Here is a 17,864-nt window from a genome sequence, read left to right on the forward strand (position 1 = left end):
ATTTAAAAACTTAATAATTAGCTAGATGAAATCTAAAATTATCCCCATTGCATTAGCAGCAGCATTAAGCTTTGTTTCTTGCGATGATAAGAAAAAAGAAAACGAAGAACCTGTTCAAAAAGAAGCAGTAAGTGAAACTACAAATTTTGATTATACTGCAGGTGAATTTGCAGATATCAAAGTATTAAGATATCAAATTCCTGGCTGGGAAAAACTATCTTTAAAAGAACAAAAGTTAGTCTATTACCTTACTCAAGCGGGACTTTCTGGTAGAGATATTATTTGGGATCAAAACTATCGCTATAACTTAACCATTAGAAAAGCGTTAGAAAATATCTTCCAAAATTACGAAGGAGATAAAACTACTGAAGACTGGTTGGCTTTTGAGGAATATTTAAAACGCGTGTGGTTCTCTGGAGGAATTCATCATCATTACTCTATGGATAAGATGAAACCAGGGTTTGATAAAGCATATCTAGGAACACTTTTAAAAGAGACTAATACTCAACTTACTGGAGAATCTCTAGAAGTAATCTTTAATGATAAAGACAGTAAGAAAGTAAACCTTAACGAAGATAAAGGCCTTTTAAAAGGATCGGCGACAAATTTTTATGGTCCAGATGTTACTGCTGCAGAAGTAGATGCTTTTTATAAAAAAATGAAATCTCCTAATCCTCAAAAACCACTTTCATATGGTCTTAACTCTAAGCTCGTAAAAGAAGATGGGAAATTGGTTGAGAAAGTTTGGAAAAGTGGAGGTATGTACGGTGAAGCTATCGATAAAATTATTTATTGGTTAGATCTTGCGAAAACGGTTGCAGAAAATGATAAACAAGCTAATGCATTAGGCTTACTTATTAAATATTACCAAACTGGAGACCTACAAACTTGGGACGATTATAACGTGGCTTGGGTAGAAGCAACCGAAGGAAATATTGATTACATCAACAGTTTCATAGAAGTTTATAACGATCCAAAAGGATACAGAGGTTCTTATGAAACGATTGTACAAATCAAAGATTTTGACATGTCTAAAAAAATGAAAGTTTTAGAAGATAATGTACAATGGTTTGAAGATAATGCACCTATTATGGAGGAGCATAAAAAAGATTCTGTAGTTGGAGTAACTTATAAAACTGTTATTGTAGCAGGAGAGGCAGGAGATGCTTCACCAAGTACACCAATTGGGGTTAATTTACCAAACGCAAACTGGATTAGAACAGAGCACGGGAGTAAATCTGTATCTTTAGGAAATATCATTAATGCTTACAGTCACGCCGGTGGTTCTGAAAAATTAGATGAATTTGCCTTAACGGAAGAAGAAAAAGAATTATCTAAAGAGTATGGAGAATTAGCAGATAAATTACACACCGCTTTACATGAAGTAGTAGGTCATGCATCAGGTAAATTGAATCCGGGAGTAGGTGAGACAAAAGAAACCTTAAAGAATTATGCTTCAACTTTAGAAGAAGGAAGAGCAGATTTAGTAGGGCTATATTATTTAATGGATCCTAAAATTGAAGAACTCGGTTTAACCGATAGTATCGAAAATTTAGGGAAAGCTGCTTATAATGATTACATCCGTAACGGATTAATGACACAGCTTACCCGTCTTAATTTAGGAGATGATGTAGAAGAAGCTCATATGAGAAACCGTCAATGGGTGAGTGCTTGGGTTTTTGAAAAAGGAAAAGACGCCAATGTAATCGAAAAAGTGAAAAAAGATGGTAAAACCTATCTTAAGATCAATGATTATGATAAACTAAGAGAGTTATTTGGAGACTTGTTAAAAGAAACTCAGCGTATAAAATCTGAAGGTGATTTTGATGCAGCGAAAAACTTAGTGGAGAATTACGGAGTAAAAGTGGATCAAGAAATTCATAAAGAAGTTTTAAAGAGAAGCGCTCAATTTAAGGCAGCACCTTATAGCGGATTTGTAAATCCTGTATTAGTTCCAGAAATGAACGAAGCTGGAGAAATTACAACTATAAAAGTGACTCAACCGGAAAGCTTTGAGGAGCAAATGTTGATGTACTCTAAAGAATATGGTTTCTTACCAGAAATGAACTAAGCTTAATAGTTGATTTTAAAAGCCCTTTCTAATTTAGAAAGGGCTTTTTTTGTTAAAAATCATATTTTTTCTCAATCGCATAACGTAGAAGTTCTCCTTTACCTTGGATGCCCAATTTTCTAATCATATTTTTTCGATGTGTTTCTACGGTAGAAACAGAGCAAAAACGAATATCGGCTATTTCATTAGAAGTTTTTCCTTGTCCTATTAACCGTAAAATCTCATTTTCGCTTTTAGAAAGAATAGATTTTTTTGGAGCTCGTGTATCTTCTTCTAAGAAAGATAAATTTAAAGCAGCATCATAATAGGTTTCTCCAGACATTACTTTGCTAATCGCATTTTTTACATCGCTTAATCCAGAATTTTTTAAAATATAACCAGAAGCTCCGGCATTTATCATTTGTTGGATAGCTTCCTGTTGATCGAACATTGTAAAAGTAATTACCTTAATGTTAGGGAATTTTTTCTTAATAATTTTTGTAGCGGTAATACCATCGATTTTTGGCATTCTTATATCCGTCAAGACAATTTCAGGTTGTATTTTTTCAACGATTTCAATAAGTTTTTCACCATCGTTTGCCATTCCAACAATAGAATAATTCTCCTCATGTTCAAAGAGTAAACAAACGCCATCAATTAATGATTGGTGATCTTCAGCAATAACTATTCTAGTCATAATGGTAGGTTTATAATTATACTAGTGCCTTTGTTGGGGAAAGAGTCTACTTCCAAAGTTCCTCCAATATTTTCTACTCTTTTTTCAATAGAAGATAATCCCATTCCTTTATTTTGGGAATAGGTGAACTTTTCATCAAATCCTTTTCCATTATCTTCCACAATAATATTTAAAGTAGAATTGTGATTGGTTAAAGATACAGTAGCTTCAGTGGCATTAGCATGTTTAATAATGTTGGTTACAAGCTCTTGAGTAATTCTAAAAATTCTTATTTCTAAGGTGTTTTCTAACCTATTTTCAAGTCCGTAATCTTCTACGATCACGGTAAAGTTATTGGTTGAAATTCTTTTCGCCATATCTTTTATGGCAGGTAGTAACCCGTTTTTGGCAATTACCCCAGTGCTTTTTTCGTGAGCAATGGTCCTTACTTTATCGTAGGCGTCATTAATAAGTTCAATACTATTTTTTATACTTTTAGAGTTACTTTCTCCAGTTTTAATATGTTGAATATTTAATTTTAAAGCAGCTAATGTAGCTCCCAGATTATCGTGTAAATTCTCTGCTAATCGTTGCCTTTCTTTTTCTTGTCCAGCAATTAAAGCGTCAATACTATTTAATTCTTGCTCTTTTAATCCCTGTTCTATTTCTTGGATTTTAATTTTTTGTTCTTGCTTATTTAGGAGTCTTTTTTTCTTAGCGTTTTTGGCAATTAGTAAGCTAATAGTAGTTCCTATTATGATGGAAGAGATAATGCCCAGCCACAAAATAAACTGCGTTTGTTTTTTCTTTTTTAAATCTGTTTTGAGAAGAATATTTTCTTTTTCTTTTTTCTCTGTTTCGTATTTAGTTTGAATGTCAGATAAAGCTATGTTTTGTTCACTTTGCTCTATACTGTCATTAATTATCTTTTCTTTTTTTAGGTAATTATAAGCATTTTTATAATCGCCCATACTCTCATATAAAGAAGATAAATTAGCATAGTAGATACGTTTTGTAGCTCCTATATTACCTTTAATTTCAATAGAATCTGCTTTTTGATAGTAAGCTAAAGCATCCTTATAATTTTGTTTTGACTGATGTATACGAGCTTGATTATTGTATAAATAAGACAATAATTTAGTGTCATTAGGATTTTCATTATAGATTTTTATTGCCTTTTTATTATAGAATAAAGCAGAATCAAAATCTTTTTTTAATAAAGAATATACGGTGGAGACATTAGCATAAGCCGAAATAGAAAATCTTTTATTCTTATGAGTTTTACCTATACTGTCATTTTTTAAAAAAAATAGTATTGCTTTTTGGGGTAAATCGTTATCTAAATAGCGAGAACCAATTCTAGTATTAAGGGTAAAAGCGGCTTTTGGGTCTTTTTGCTGATTAACATACGTTCTTAATTCTTCTTCTAGGTTTTTAGCTTTAAAATCGTAACCATCTTGTACATCTAAGATAGAAATAAGAAGAAGATTGCAGTCGAGTACATCGCTAGGAGCATCTTCCTGTGTGAATAGTTTTTTTGATATTAAGGTATGCGAAAAAGCTTCATCAAATTTTCCAACGTTCGATTCAGCTTCAGCTAAATAATAATAATAAGTGGCTTTATCATAAGAAGATAAATGATCAATATTAATATCTTCTAATTTTTGAATAGCTTTATATGGCTCTTCATCATCAATAAAAGCAACTATTTCTTCAAAGTTTTGATGCTGAGCGTTTACTGATAAACAAAAACCAATACATAAAATGAAGAAAAATAAGCGGTAATTTAAAATCATCTTATAGTAATAATGATATATCCATCTTTAGATCTAGGTTTGTCTGAATTAAAATTACAATTGTCTTTAAACTCATTCACTTGGCTAGAATCAATTACATTAAAAGAAAAATATGCTTTAGCGTTTAGTTCTAGATTTAAATGACCTAGCTCATTACCCTCAAGTATGTAGTTGCTATTTTGGTGTCCATCGTTAATTAATAAAACTCTAAAATTATAAGTACTTGGATGGTTTAAATTTTTTTTATTTCCGCAAAACTTTATATCTGCTATTTCAAATCGCGTTTCATTTTTATTTTCACAGCTAAAATCTATTCGTTCTACTAAAGTTTCATTTGAGAAAGTGATTCGGGAATAAACTTTTATATCATCATCTTCATAACAAATAAATTCTGGAGGATATGGAAGTTTTTGGTTAGTAACGCAGGTGATAGGAAAGTCAACATTCATAATTAAATATTTAAAAATTACTAACTCTAAAATTCATCATTTTCAGATAATAAAAATATACCCAATACAAGGTATTTAGGTGAAGTTTTAGATAAAGTTACATAAAAAAACACCTACAAAGAGGTGTTTTATATATTAAAATTTAAAGATTACTGTTTAGTAAACTCGTAAACCATTTCTCCTTGTTCGAGAGAAAGAGTGTAATCTTTAAAAGTAACAGTTATGCCTCCTGGTTTAAAAATAAATACATTTTGAGAAGTAGGCGTAAGTGGAAATGAAGACTGACCTGTAGCTTGAGCCGTTAAAGCTCCTTCTTCGTTGCGAATTGTAATGTCTAAAGGAAAACTGTCACTCGTGTAAACTCCTTCATATAAATTTAGAGTATTGTTATTAACAATAATTTCTTTCTCATAGGTAGGTAATTCATATGTATGGTTAAAATAAGTTGCTAAAACCACCAATGCAATATCATTAAGGTTAATGCTACTTCCGTTAGAAGTAAGTACAAAAGCCATTTTTTCTGATGGAAAGTAACCCGCCATAGAAGAAAAACCATCTATGCCACCCGTATGCCCATAGCCTCTATGTTCATTATAAGGTAATTGAAAAAGACCCAAACCATAGCTATCTTCAAAAATTTTCATATTTAATAAACTACCGGCAGAAAGTAATTTGCCATCTAACAAGGCTGTATAAAACTTAGCGATATCTGTAGGAGTAGAAATAATATTTCCTGCTCCTAAAGGAACACTCATATGAGTTTCTCTTTCTTTTTTCCACGTTCCCATTTTGCGTGAATAGGAGTAAGCTTCATTTTTCTTAGAGTTTATTACTTTCCCAACTTGAGTATTTTTTAACTTCAAAGGTTTAATAATTCTTTTTTCTACAATAGCATCAAAAGTTTGGTTTTCTATATCTTCAGCAATAAAGGTCAGTAATAAATAGTTGGTGTTAGAATACTCTCCTTTCTCTCCAGGTTCAAAAACTTTTCCGTTTTTTTTAATAAGTGCCAACAGCTCCTCTTTAGAAATTTTATTGCTGTTGATGCTTAAATAGTTTTCTGAATTAGTGAAATTAAATAAACCGCTATGGTGATTTAATAATTGCTGAATCGTGATTTTTGAAGAGTTTATAACCTCTGGATAAAATTCATCTAAAGTGGTGTTTAAAGTTAGTTTTTCTTCGTCAATCAATTGAAGAATGATAGTTGCAGTAAAAGTTTTGGTAATAGAGCCTATTCTATATTTAGTCTTTTCATTGGCTTTTTTCTTGTTTTCGACATCTGCATATCCCACGCTTCGGGTGTAGAGGTTTTCTCCATTTTTAGAAATAGCGACGCTACCCATCATCTTATCATATTTCTCAACTAAATCAAAAAGACTATCAAGTTTTTGTGTGTTTAAATCTTGCGCTTCCGCGGAAGCGAAAACAAAAAGGATACTTAATAAAGCAACAATATTTTTCATAGAAAAAAGTATTTACATTCCTGTCCTAATCGCCTCAACAGGATCTAATCGAGAAGCAGAAATAGCAGGAATAATCCCAGAAATTAAACCAATAATAGCCGAGACAGACATCCCGATAATAATATTGAAAGTAGAAAGTACAAAGTTAAAATCTTCTGTAAAGCTGGAAGCTACGAGGGTGATGATCCACACTAAAAACAATCCGACTAAACCACCAATAACAGCTAAAACAACAGCTTCAAATAAAAATTGAAGTAAGATAAATTTATTTTTAGCTCCCAATGATTTTTGAATACCAATAAGGTTGGTTCTTTCTTTAACCGAAACAAACATAATATTAGCAATTCCAAAACCACCTACGAGTAAAGAGAAGCCACTAATGATCATTCCCATAAAATTAAGCTGACCTGTAATATTATCTATAAAATCGGTAAAACCTTGTAACTGATTAATAAAAAAAGTGCTTACTTCATTAGGTTTAAGGCCTCTAAAAATTCTAAGTTGCTGTTCTAGAATAGCAATGTATTCGGCGTTATCAATATCTTTTTCGGGTTTTACAATAATTTGCGGAAAGGTACTTTTGTTGTTATCTCCATAGATTCTTCTGGTGACATTTACAGGTAAAAAAACACTGGCATCTTTAGATTGTCCAAACATACTAGCGCCCTCTTTTTCTAAAACGCCAATCACCGTAAATTTTCTTCCGTAAAGCCTTACTTTATTTCCTATAGAAGCGATGGCTTGCCCAAATAAATTTTCTGCAATCTCGTTTCCTAAGATAATTACGGGAGAACCACTATTGGCTTCAGCCTCATTAAAAAACCTACCATCTTCTAATTTTAAAGCTTCGATATCATAATACTCACTACCTACAGCTCCAATTTCGACTCCTTCAACTTGTTTCCCTCCAAAACTTATCGTCTCTCGACTTACATTTAAACTGTAAGTAATCGCTTCGGTTTGGGGTATGTTTTTTTTAAGGTATTGATATTCTGCATAAGAGACATCAGGAAATTGTTCTCTTTTCCATTGTGGTATCTCACTAGGACCAAAAGAAAAACGCATGATGATAATCGTGCTGCTATCTAAAGTGCTTAAACTCCCTTTTACTTCTTTTTCTAAAGAGTCTACAGCCGCTAAAACCGCAATGATTGAAAAAATACCAATCGTAACTCCTAAGAGCGATAAAAACGTTCTTAATCTATTGTTTTTTAGAGCGTTAATAGCAAAATTAAAACTCTCCTTTATAATTCGTAAATAAATTAGCATAAGCTCTTTTGGCTAAAATTTAATTGGTAGCTTTAAAGATAGGACGTTTTCCTTATTTTTTTGTTACAACTTTCTAAGAATAAAACCATATTCGTGTTTAAGTTTTATACTTAAAATATTACTTTTGTGCCCTGAAACAACAACACAACATGAGTCATTCAAAAACTGTAAAATCAGCCTTAATTTCGGTATTCCATAAAGATGGATTAGAACCAATCGTTAAAAAGCTTAACGAGCAAGGAGTAACTATTTATTCTACCGGAGGAACAGAAACATTTATTAAAAACTTAGGAATAGATGTAGTTCCTGTAGAAGATGTAACTTCTTATCCTTCTATTCTTGGCGGAAGAGTTAAAACCTTACACCCAAAAGTATTTGGAGGGATTTTAAATAGACAAGATCACGAAGGTGATGTAAAGGAGATGGAGCAGTATGAAATCCCACAATTGGATATTGTTATCGTAGACCTTTATCCTTTTGAGAAAACGGTAGCTTCTGGAGCATCTGAACAGGATATTATAGAGAAAATCGATATAGGAGGAATTTCATTAATTAGAGCGGCAGCAAAAAACTTTAAAGATGTTCTTTGTGTGTCTTCTATGAATGACTACGAAGATTTGTTAGAAGTGATTTCTAAAAACAACGGAGAAGTTTCTTTAGAAGATAGAAAACGTTTTGCAGCAAAAGCATTTAACGTTTCTTCTCATTATGATACTGCAATTTTTAATTATTTCAATCAAAATGAAGAAGAGGTAGTTTACAAACAAAGTATCACCGAAGGAAAGCAATTGCGATACGGGGAAAACCCACATCAAAAAGGATATTTCTTTGGAGATTTTGATGCTATTTTTGATCAATTGCATGGTAAAGAGCTTTCTTACAATAATTTACTAGATGTAGATGCTGCTGTAAATTTAATGGGAGAGTTTAAGAATGATAATCCTACGTTTGCTATTTTAAAGCATAATAATGCTTGTGGTTTAGCACAAAGAGCAACTGTTTTAGAAGCTTACAAAGATGCTTTAGCTGGAGATCCTGTTTCGGCATTTGGTGGTGTTTTAATTTCTAATACTGCTATTGATCTCGCTACTGCGGAAGAAATTCATCAATTGTTTTGCGAGGTGGTTATTGCACCAAGTTACCATGAAGACGCTTTAGAATTATTGAAAGGTAAGAAAAACCGTATCATTTTAATTGAGAAAGAAGTAGAGCAGCCTTCAACCACCGTAAGAACATGTTTAAATGGTGTTTTGGTTCAAGATAAAAACTTAAAAACCGATACTCAAGAAAACCTGAAAGAAGTAACCGATGCAAAACCTACCTCAGAACAAATAGAGGATTTATTATTCGCATCAAAAATTAGCAAGCATACCAAATCTAATACGATTGTTCTAGTAAAAGGTAAACAACTTTGCGCTAGTGGAACAGGACAAACTTCTCGTGTAGATGCTTTAAGACAAAGTATTGAGAAAGCGCAATCGTTTAAGTTTGATTTAAACGGAGCGGTTATGGCAAGCGATGCCTTTTTTCCGTTTCCAGATTGCGTAGAAATTGCAGATAAAGCAGGAATAACGTCGGTTATTCAACCTGGAGGATCAATTAAAGATCAATTAAGTATAGATTATTGCAATAAAAATAATATTTCTATGGTTATGACAGGAACACGTCATTTTAAACATTAACTTTATAGACTTACAAGTCACCCTAATTCAATACCTTTTATAAATTTATGGGATTTTTTGATTTTCTAACAGAAGAAATAGCGATAGACCTTGGTACGGCAAATACGCTTGTCATTCATAATGATAAAGTAGTAGTCGATAGCCCGTCTATTGTAGCTAGAAATCGGGTAACCGGAAAAATCATAGCGGCTGGAAAAGAAGCAGCTATGATGCAAGGAAAAACCCATGAAAATATTAAAACCATAAGGCCTTTAAAAGATGGGGTGATAGCAGATTTTGATGCAAGTGAGCAAATGCTTACAATGTTCATTAAAGAAATACCAGCCTTAAAAAAGAAAATTTTTACCCCTGCATTACGTATGGTGATTTGTATTCCTTCTGGAATTACAGAAGTAGAGATGCGAGCGGTAAAAGAAAGTGCTGAACGAGTAAATGGAAAAGAAGTTTATTTAATACACGAACCTATGGCTGCAGCCATAGGTATTGGTGTAGATATTATGCAACCTAAAGGAAACATGATTGTGGATATAGGTGGAGGAACAACAGAAATTGCTGTTATTGCCCTTGGCGGAATTGTTTGTGACAAATCTGTAAAAGTTGCAGGAGATGTCTTTACTAATGATATCGTATATTATATGCGAACTCAGCATAACTTATATGTTGGAGAACGTACTGCAGAGAAAATAAAAATACAAATAGGAGCAGCGACTGAAGATTTAGAAGTTCCACCAGAAGAAATGAGTGTTCAAGGACGTGATTTGCTTACTGGAAAACCAAAGCAAGTAGAAATTTCTTATCGTGAGATAGCCAAAGCTTTAGATAAATCTATTCTTCGTATTGAAGATGCAGTTATGGAAACCTTATCGCAAACTCCACCAGAGTTAGCAGCAGATATTTACAATACTGGGGTTTATCTTGCAGGAGGAGGGTCTATGCTAAGAGGTTTAGATAAACGTTTATCTCAAAAAACAGATTTACCAGTTTATATTGCAGAAGATCCTTTAAGAGCAGTAGTTCGAGGAACGGGAATTACCTTAAAAAATATATCTAAATTTAAAGGCGTTTTGATTAAATAGGGAAGAGATTAGAGTATGCAACAGATTGTCAATTTTCTTATCAAATATAAGAATACCCTACTTTTTTTATTTTTATTTCTGCTGTCTGTTTTCTTTACCATTCAATCGCATTCTTACCATAAAAGTAAATTTATAAGCTCTGCCAATTTTTTAACGGGAGGTATTTATTCTTGGGTTAATAACATTGATATGTATTTTAATCTTAAAGAATATAATGAACGCTTAGTAGATGAAAATAAATTTCTAAGAGAGAATTTAGCAGCTTTATCCGAAAAGGAATTAGATTCTGTTTTTTTAGATACAGCTTCGTATGATGCCCCTTATAAATTTATAACAGCAAAAGTTATTGCTAACAGGTATTCTAGATTAGATAATTTTTTATTGGTTAATAAAGGAGAAAATGATAGTGTTGCTACCGATTTTGGAGTGATTACTAGTCGAGGAATTGTAGGAATAGTAGATGAAACCAGTAATAATTATTCAAGGGTTATTTCTATTTTAAATACTAATTCGGCTATTAATGTAAAGCTTAAAAAGACGAATCACTTTGGTACATTAAAGTGGAATGGGAAAGACCCTAATATAGTTCAAGTAGAAGAAATTCCGCGTTTAGCGCCTGTAAAAAAGGGAGATACTATACATACTGAAGGTCGTTCTCTTATATTTCCGAAAGGGATTCCAGTAGGCGTGGTAGAAAACTATCAATTAAAAAACAATCAAAACTATTACGATATAAATGTAAGATTGTTTAATGACATGACTAATATTGGTTATGTATATCTCATTAAAAATAACAATCAGGAAGAAATTAAAAGTTTAGAAAGCAATGAATAAATTTTTGGTTTCAAATATTACTCGATTTGTTATTCTTGTTTTAATACAAGTTCTTATTCTTAATAATATAAATTTTTTAGGGTTTATTAATCCGTATTTGTACGTCCTGTTTATTTTATTGTTACCACTTAACCTTACTCATTATAAAGTTATATTTTTTAGTTTTTTAATGGGGTTAACAATAGACTTATTTGAAGATAGTGGCGGCATAAATGCTGCGGCAAGTGTACTCATTGGTTTTTTACGTCCTAGTTTTTTAAGATTCTCTTTTGGTATAAGTTATGAGCACCAAACGGTGAAATTTCATCAAACTCCATTTGCACAGCGATTCACTTACATTTCGTTGTTAGTAGTTATACATCATTTAGTTCTTTTTTCTTTAGAGATTTTTAACTTATCTTATATAATTTTAATACTAAAGAAGACGTTGTTTTCTAGCATATTCACTATCCTTTTAATCTTAATTGTTTCAGGAATATTTCAGCAGAATAAGAGATGAGAAAATTACTATCGTTATTTATCATATTAATTACGGGTTTTATCTTTATTGGTAGGCTTTTTTATATGCAAGTGGTTGATACTTCTTTTGTCGCTCTTTCAGAAAGTAATGCAATTAGTGTAGATTACGATTATCCTCAACGAGGTTATATTTTTGATAGAAATGGGGAGTTATTAGTATCTAATCAGCCATCGTATGATGTGATGGCTATCCCCAGAGAGATCAAACCATTTGATACTTTAGAGTTTTCGGGTTTACTAAATATATCAAAAGAACGTTTAGAAAACCAGCTAGATAAAGCCAAGATATTTTCTCCACGATTACCCTCTGTAATTGTCCCTCAATTAACTAAAAATGAGTTTGCCTATTTGCAGGAAAAAATGCGAAAATATGAAGGTTTTTATATTCAAAAAAGATCTTTACGGGATTATAAGACAGACAATTCGGCAAGTGTTTTAGGTTATATTTCTGAAGTGACAAATGCAGAAGTAGATGAGTTAACCTATTATAAATCTGGAGATTTAATTGGTAGATCTGGAGTTGAAAAACAATACGAAGATGTTCTACGCGGAGTAAAAGGGGTAAAGTACACACAAAAAGATCGTTTTAATAGAGAAATAGGCTCTTATAAGGAAGGTGTTTATGATACACTTCCTGTAAAAGGAAAAGACATTACGCTTACGCTGGATGCAAAATTACAAGCATATGGTGAGGAATTAATGAGAGGTAAACGTGGCGGGATTGTAGCTATAGAGCCATCATCTGGAGAAATTCTTTCTTTAATCACCGCTCCCTCTTACGATCCAGATTTGTTGGTGGGGAGAAAGCGATCTAAAAACTTTACTAAACTATGGTATGATAGTATAAACAAACCTCTTTTAAATAGAGGTCTACAAGCCATGTATCCGCCAGGGTCCCCTTTTAAAGCACTAACAGGCTTAATTGCATTAGAAGAAAATGTAATAGATACTAAAGAAGGGATTTCATGTCATATGGGTTTTAGCTATGGAAGAAGCGCTAGAATGGGATGCCATCACCATGCAAGTCCGCTTTCTATGACACCGGCTTTAGCTCAATCTTGTAATACCTATTTTGCAAAATCATATAGAAGAATAATAGAAAAATTTGAAAGCTCTGAAAAGGGTATGGATGCTTGGAACAAACATTTAGAGAGCTTTGGTTTAGGCGGATTCTTAGGTAATGATTTACCGGTAGGACAGCCAGGAAGAATCCCTGATGGTGAATATTATAATAAATGGTACCCTGGAGGGAGATGGACGGCAACTTATACATTATCTAATGCAATAGGACAAGGAGAGGTTTTGACGACTCCAATTCAATTAGCTAATTTTACTGCAGCAATTGCCAATAGAGGATGGTTTTATACTCCACACATTTTAAAAGAAATTGATGATAACCCCATCAAAAATGAAAAATTCACAAAAAAGAAACAAACTACTATCAGCAAAGAAAACTTTGAGCCGATTATAGAAGGTATGTTCGGAGTTTATGAATATGGTACAGCTAAGTTTTTAAAAATACCAGGAGTTGAAATTTGTGGTAAGACCGGGACTGCAGAAAATTTTACTAAAATTGACGGAGAGAGAACTCAACTAACAGATCATTCTATTTTTGTAGCTTTCGCACCTAAAGACAATCCTAAGATCGCTATTGCAGTAGTAGTAGAAAATGGATATTGGGGATCTAGATATGCAGGAAGAATTGCCAGTCTGATGATCGAGAAGTATTTAAAAGAAGAAATTTCAAGAACCGATTTGGAAAAATGGATTTTAAATAATTCTTTAGAAGAAGAATATGCAAAACCCTTTAGCGGAGAATCTTTTTTAATTAATCAATAAATGGGGAAATCTTCAGAAATAGATTGGATAACGATTTTACTCTTCTTAATTTTAGTAGGTTTTGGATGGATGAATATTTATTCAGCTTCGTTAAATGACGCTTCAAATGGTTTTTTTGATATGAGTCAAACTTACGGAAGACAAGCTTTATTCATAGGATTAAGTGTTCTTTTGGTAATTTTCATTCTCTCTATTGAAGCCAAATTTTATGAACGATTTGCAAGTGTAATTTATATAACCTCACTACTCTCCCTTTTAGGTTTATTCGTTTTTGGTAAGACCATTTCGGGAGCTACTTCTTGGTATAGTTTTGGTTCTTTTAGTTTACAGCCAAGTGAATTTGCTAAAGCAGCTACAGCGCTCGCCTTAGCAAAATATTTGAGTGATATACAAACAGACATCAAATTAATTAAACATCAAGTAGGAGCTTTCTTAATCATTTTTTTGCCTGCTTTAATAATCATTCCGCAACCAGACCCTGGAAGTGCTTTAGTATATTTAGCCTTCTTTTTTCCTTTATACCGTGAAGGTATTTCGGGAGTGTATTTACTCATAGGTTCTTCTCTAATAAGTATATTTATTTTAACTCTTTTAATTGGCTCCATTTGGGTTTCGTTAGCAATCATAGGATTAGGAATTCTTATATTTTTCTTTAGAAGAAATAAGAAAAAAAAATATATAAGTTACTATTTTTTAATAGCTAGTATAGCGATGCTTTTTTCCTTTTCTGTTAACTATATCTTCGAAAATGTTTTCGAACAAAGACATAGAGATCGCTTTAATATTGTATTAGGAAAAGAGGTAGATAGTAAAGGAATTGGTTATAATACCAACCAAAGTGAAATCGCTATTGGTAGTGGAGGATGGACAGGAAAAGGATGGACACAAGGTACTCAAACCAAAGGTAATTTTGTGCCAGAACAACACACCGATTATATTTTTAGTACGGTGGGGGAAGAATGGGGCTTCTTGGGAAGTAGTATTTTGGTAGTTTTATTTATGTGTCTTTTTATACGTATTTTGTTTGTAGCCGAAAGACAAAAGTCGCAATTTAGTAGAATATACGGCTACAGCGTAGCGGGAATACTCTTTATTCACTTTTTGGTAAACATAGGTATGGTTTTAGGAATATTTCCTACAGTAGGAATTCCGTTACCATTTTTTAGTTATGGAGGCTCAGGTCTATGGGGTTTTACCATACTTCTATTTATTTTTGTGAAATTAGATAGTAACCGAAAAAACTATCAATTTTAACCCTTTACAGAAATTTATTATCCTAAAAATCCATTTAGCGGATTACTTTCTTAAGTACTGATAGCTTACTAGTTAGGCTTGAATACTCAATACTGTTTATATAGATTAAAACTTAATATTCCTCTTGTTCGTAAGTTTATTGGTTGGCTAACGATTAATATCTATATTTAACTATAACCTAAAACGATAATTATGAGCAAAACTTATTACGATCCAGCAGATTTGAGAAATTTTGGGAAAATTACAGATTGGAGTGAAGAATTAGGAGAGAAATTCTTTGATTACTATGGCAAAGTTTTTGAAGAAGGGGCTTTAAGTGCGAGAGAAAAATCTCTTATAGCTTTAGCTGTTGCTCACGTAGTAAAATGCCCATATTGTATAGATGCATATACACAAGATGGTCTTCAACGCGGTATTACAAAAGAAGAAATGATGGAAGCCGTTCATGCAGGAGCTGCAATAGAAAGTGGAGCAACATTAGTGCACGGAGTGCAAATGATGAAAAAATATGATAAGCTTTCTCATTAGTACTGTAGAGAAAACTTATTTTTTTAATCTAAAATCTCAACTTTTATGGCGACGAAGTCCCTTAAAAAACAAAACAATAAACTAGCGCTTGCAAATAAACAATTGGAAGTTTTATCGAGTGGTATCTTCGAAAATGGAGAACTACCTACTTTTATAGATAAAATTTCTAAAACTAATAATTTCCCTTTACGCCCCAAAAAATTAGAAATACTTCAGCTCAACTTAGGTTATATGTGTAATCAGGTGTGTGAACATTGTCATGTAGACGCGGGGCCAGATCGTAAAGAAATTATGACTATAGAGACTATGCAACAGTGTCTAGAAGTTATTAAAACTACAGGAGCACATACTTTAGATCTAACGGGAGGAGCACCAGAGATGAATCCTAATTTTAGGTGGTTTGTAGAGGAGGCTTCAAAAGCAGGAGTTAAAGATTTTATTGTTCGTTCTAACCTTACAATTATTAGAGCGAATAAAAAATATTACGATTTACCAGATTTCTTTAAGAAACATAATGTTCATGTGGTTTCCTCTATGCCTCATTGGACACGTGGAAAAACAGATAAACAACGCGGAGAAGGTGTTTTCGATAAAAGTATTAAAGCTCTTCAAGAGTTAAATGAGCGAGGTTATGGAATGCCAGATAGTGATCTTCGATTAGATTTAGTATACAATCCAAGTGGAGCATTTTTACCTAGTGATCAAGCTTCGATGGAAAAAGACTTTAAAAAAGCTTTACACGAAGATTTTAACATACAGTTCCATAATTTATTTGCTATAACAAACCTTCCTATTGCGAGATTTTTAGATTATCTTATTGCTTCAGAAAATTACGAAGACTATATGTACAACTTAGTAAATGCTTATAACCCTGCTGCTGTACAAAATGTAATGTGTAGAAATACCATTTCGGTGAGTTGGGATGGATGGCTTTACGATTGTGATTTTAATCAAATGTTAGAGTTAAAAGTAGCCAGTAAGGTAAAGCATATATCAAATTATAATGAAGAGGTTTTAAATGATAGAAATATTATTGTTTCTCAACACTGTTACGGATGTACTGCAGGTGCAGGAAGTAGTTGTCAAGGTTCAGTAGCTTAAAAATCATATATTTACATAAATAGACAAAATGCCAGAAAAAGTTGTTATTATAGGAAATGGTATTGCTGGTGTTACAGCAGCTCGACATATTCGTAAATTTTCCGATAAGGAAATCCTTATTATCTCTGCCGAAAGCGAGTACTTTTTTTCTCGAACTGCTCTTATGTATATTTATATGGGACACATGAAGTTTGAGCATACTAAACCTTATGAAGACCATTTTTGGAAAAAAAATAATATTCAATTGCTACAAGCTTTTATTGAGGAAGTAAACGTGATTGACAAAACACTCCGTACACAAGAAGGAGAAACTATAAATTACGATCAACTTATTTTAGCTACAGGATCTCAAACTTTTTTTAGAGGTTGGGAAGGTGAAAATTTAAACGGCGTTCAGGGGTTAGTCACCAAACAAGACTTAGAACTGCTAGAAAAAAACTCCCAACATATAAAGAAAGCGGTAATTATTGGAGGTGGCTTAATTGGAGTTGAATTAGCCGAAATGCTTCATACCAGAAAAGTAGAAGTTAGTATTTTGGTGCGAGAAACTGGCTTTTGGGGAAGCGTACTTCCTAAAGAAGAAGCACAATTTATCTCTAAACATATCCAGAAAAACGGAATTGAAATTTTAGAAGCAACCGAACTCGATAAAATTATTGGCAATAAGAATAATCAGGTACAATCTATTGTTACTAAAGATGGGAGAGAAATATCCTGTGATTTCGTCGGGATTTGTACAGGAGTAAAACCTAATATCGATTTTTTGAAAGATTCAGGAATACAAACTAATAGAGGTATTTTGGTGAATAAGTTTTTAGAAACCAACGTTAAAGATGTTTATGCTATTGGAGATTGTGCCGAACAAAAAGAACCTCAAAGTCACCGTAAAAGTATAGAAGCCGTTTGGTATGTGGGAAGAATGATGGGAGAAACTGTTGCTCAAACTATTTGTGAAAATAAAACAGCTTATCAACCAGGGTATTGGTATAATTCTGCTAAATTTTTCGAAATTGAGTATCAAACTTATGGTCAAGTTCTCGCTAAAGCGGAAGACCATATTGGTAGCTTTTATTGGGAAGATTCTAAACACGAAAAAGCCATTCACATTCAGTATGTTAAGTCAGATGAAACCTTTTTAGGCATTAATACATTTGGAATAAGAATGCGCCATGAAGTAATAGATCGTTGGTTATCTCGACAAATGAAGCTGGAAGAAGTGATTTCTTGTTTAAAGGAAGCTAATTTTGATAAAGAATTCTCTAGAAAATTTGAGAAGCAAATTCAGTCCTCCTTTCAAGAACAATATTCAAAAGTAATATAATTAT

The 17,864-nt window shown here is 32.6% G+C and carries 15 protein-coding genes; 10 read left to right on the forward strand and 5 right to left on the reverse strand.

Annotation, left to right across the window (positions count from 1 at the left end):
• Window positions 1–25: 25 nt before the first annotated feature.
• Window positions 26–2,071, forward strand: coding sequence for a dipeptidyl-peptidase 3 family protein (locus tag LX95_RS09885; RefSeq protein WP_111541287.1), 2,046 nt, complete (start codon window positions 26–28; stop codon window positions 2,069–2,071).
• 52 nt (window positions 2,072–2,123) lie between these two features.
• Here LX95_RS09885 and LX95_RS09890 read toward each other — a convergent pair whose 3' ends face one another.
• The 5 genes from LX95_RS09890 to LX95_RS09910 all read right to left on the reverse strand — a co-directional run bounded on the left by LX95_RS09890 (window position 2,124) and on the right by LX95_RS09910 (window position 7,706).
• On the reverse strand, window positions 2,124–2,747 hold the full coding sequence (locus LX95_RS09890) for a response regulator (protein ID WP_111541288.1): 624 nt from the start codon (window positions 2,745–2,747) through the stop codon (window positions 2,124–2,126).
• On the reverse strand, window positions 2,744–4,522 hold the full coding sequence (locus LX95_RS09895) for an ATP-binding protein (protein ID WP_111541289.1): 1,779 nt from the start codon (window positions 4,520–4,522) through the stop codon (window positions 2,744–2,746). Before LX95_RS09895 ends, LX95_RS09890 begins: the two co-directional genes overlap by 4 nt.
• Window positions 4,519–4,971: a hypothetical protein gene (locus LX95_RS09900; RefSeq protein WP_111541290.1), complete on the reverse strand. Its 453-nt coding sequence runs from the start codon at window positions 4,969–4,971 to the stop codon at window positions 4,519–4,521. The genes LX95_RS09895 and LX95_RS09900 overlap by 4 nt, the downstream gene beginning before the upstream one ends.
• 149 nt (window positions 4,972–5,120) lie before the next feature.
• A complete protein-coding gene (locus LX95_RS09905; RefSeq protein ID WP_111541291.1) occupies window positions 5,121–6,437 on the reverse strand; it encodes a serine hydrolase domain-containing protein in 1,317 nt (438 codons plus the stop codon).
• A 12-nt stretch (window positions 6,438–6,449) separates the two neighbouring features.
• Window positions 6,450–7,706, reverse strand: a complete 1,257-nt coding sequence (locus LX95_RS09910) for an ABC transporter permease (RefSeq protein WP_111541292.1) — start codon at window positions 7,704–7,706, stop codon at window positions 6,450–6,452.
• A 149-nt stretch (window positions 7,707–7,855) separates the two neighbouring features.
• Between LX95_RS09910 and purH the strand changes: the two genes are divergently transcribed.
• The 9 genes from purH (at window position 7,856) to LX95_RS09955 (ending at window position 17,860) form a co-directional block, all read left to right on the forward strand.
• The gene (gene purH / locus LX95_RS09915) at window positions 7,856–9,388 is read left to right on the forward strand and encodes a bifunctional phosphoribosylaminoimidazolecarboxamide formyltransferase/IMP cyclohydrolase (protein ID WP_111541293.1); all 1,533 of its coding nucleotides are present in this window, start codon (window positions 7,856–7,858) and stop codon (window positions 9,386–9,388) included.
• 47 nt (window positions 9,389–9,435) lie between these two features.
• Entirely contained in the window at window positions 9,436–10,464 is a 1,029-nt protein-coding gene (locus tag LX95_RS09920) for a rod shape-determining protein (RefSeq protein WP_111541294.1), read from the forward strand.
• A gap of 15 nt (window positions 10,465–10,479) precedes the next feature.
• A complete protein-coding gene (gene mreC, locus LX95_RS09925; protein WP_111541295.1) occupies window positions 10,480–11,298 on the forward strand; it encodes a rod shape-determining protein MreC in 819 nt (272 codons plus the stop codon).
• 169 nt (window positions 11,299–11,467) lie between these two features.
• On the forward strand, window positions 11,468–11,797 hold the full coding sequence (locus tag LX95_RS09930) for a hypothetical protein (RefSeq protein WP_317047027.1): 330 nt from the start codon (window positions 11,468–11,470) through the stop codon (window positions 11,795–11,797).
• Window positions 11,794–13,656 (forward strand): penicillin-binding protein 2, encoded by a 1,863-nt coding sequence (gene mrdA / locus LX95_RS09935; RefSeq protein WP_111541297.1) that lies wholly within the window; start codon window positions 11,794–11,796, stop codon window positions 13,654–13,656. The genes LX95_RS09930 and mrdA overlap by 4 nt, the downstream gene beginning before the upstream one ends.
• Window positions 13,657–14,910, forward strand: a complete 1,254-nt coding sequence (rodA, locus tag LX95_RS09940; RefSeq protein ID WP_111541298.1) for a rod shape-determining protein RodA — start codon at window positions 13,657–13,659, stop codon at window positions 14,908–14,910.
• Between the two features lie 192 nt (window positions 14,911–15,102).
• Entirely contained in the window at window positions 15,103–15,438 is a 336-nt protein-coding gene (locus LX95_RS09945; protein ID WP_111541299.1) for an arsenosugar biosynthesis-associated peroxidase-like protein, read from the forward strand.
• A gap of 45 nt (window positions 15,439–15,483) precedes the next feature.
• Window positions 15,484–16,539, forward strand: coding sequence for an arsenosugar biosynthesis radical SAM (seleno)protein ArsS (gene arsS, locus LX95_RS09950; protein WP_111541300.1), 1,056 nt, complete (start codon window positions 15,484–15,486; stop codon window positions 16,537–16,539).
• A 28-nt stretch (window positions 16,540–16,567) separates the two neighbouring features.
• The gene (locus LX95_RS09955) at window positions 16,568–17,860 is read left to right on the forward strand and encodes an NAD(P)/FAD-dependent oxidoreductase (RefSeq protein ID WP_111541301.1); all 1,293 of its coding nucleotides are present in this window, start codon (window positions 16,568–16,570) and stop codon (window positions 17,858–17,860) included.
• Window positions 17,861–17,864 lie beyond the last annotated feature (4 nt).

Source organism: Mesonia algae (assembly GCF_003253545.1).
GTDB classification, from domain to species: domain Bacteria; phylum Bacteroidota; class Bacteroidia; order Flavobacteriales; family Flavobacteriaceae; genus Mesonia; species Mesonia algae.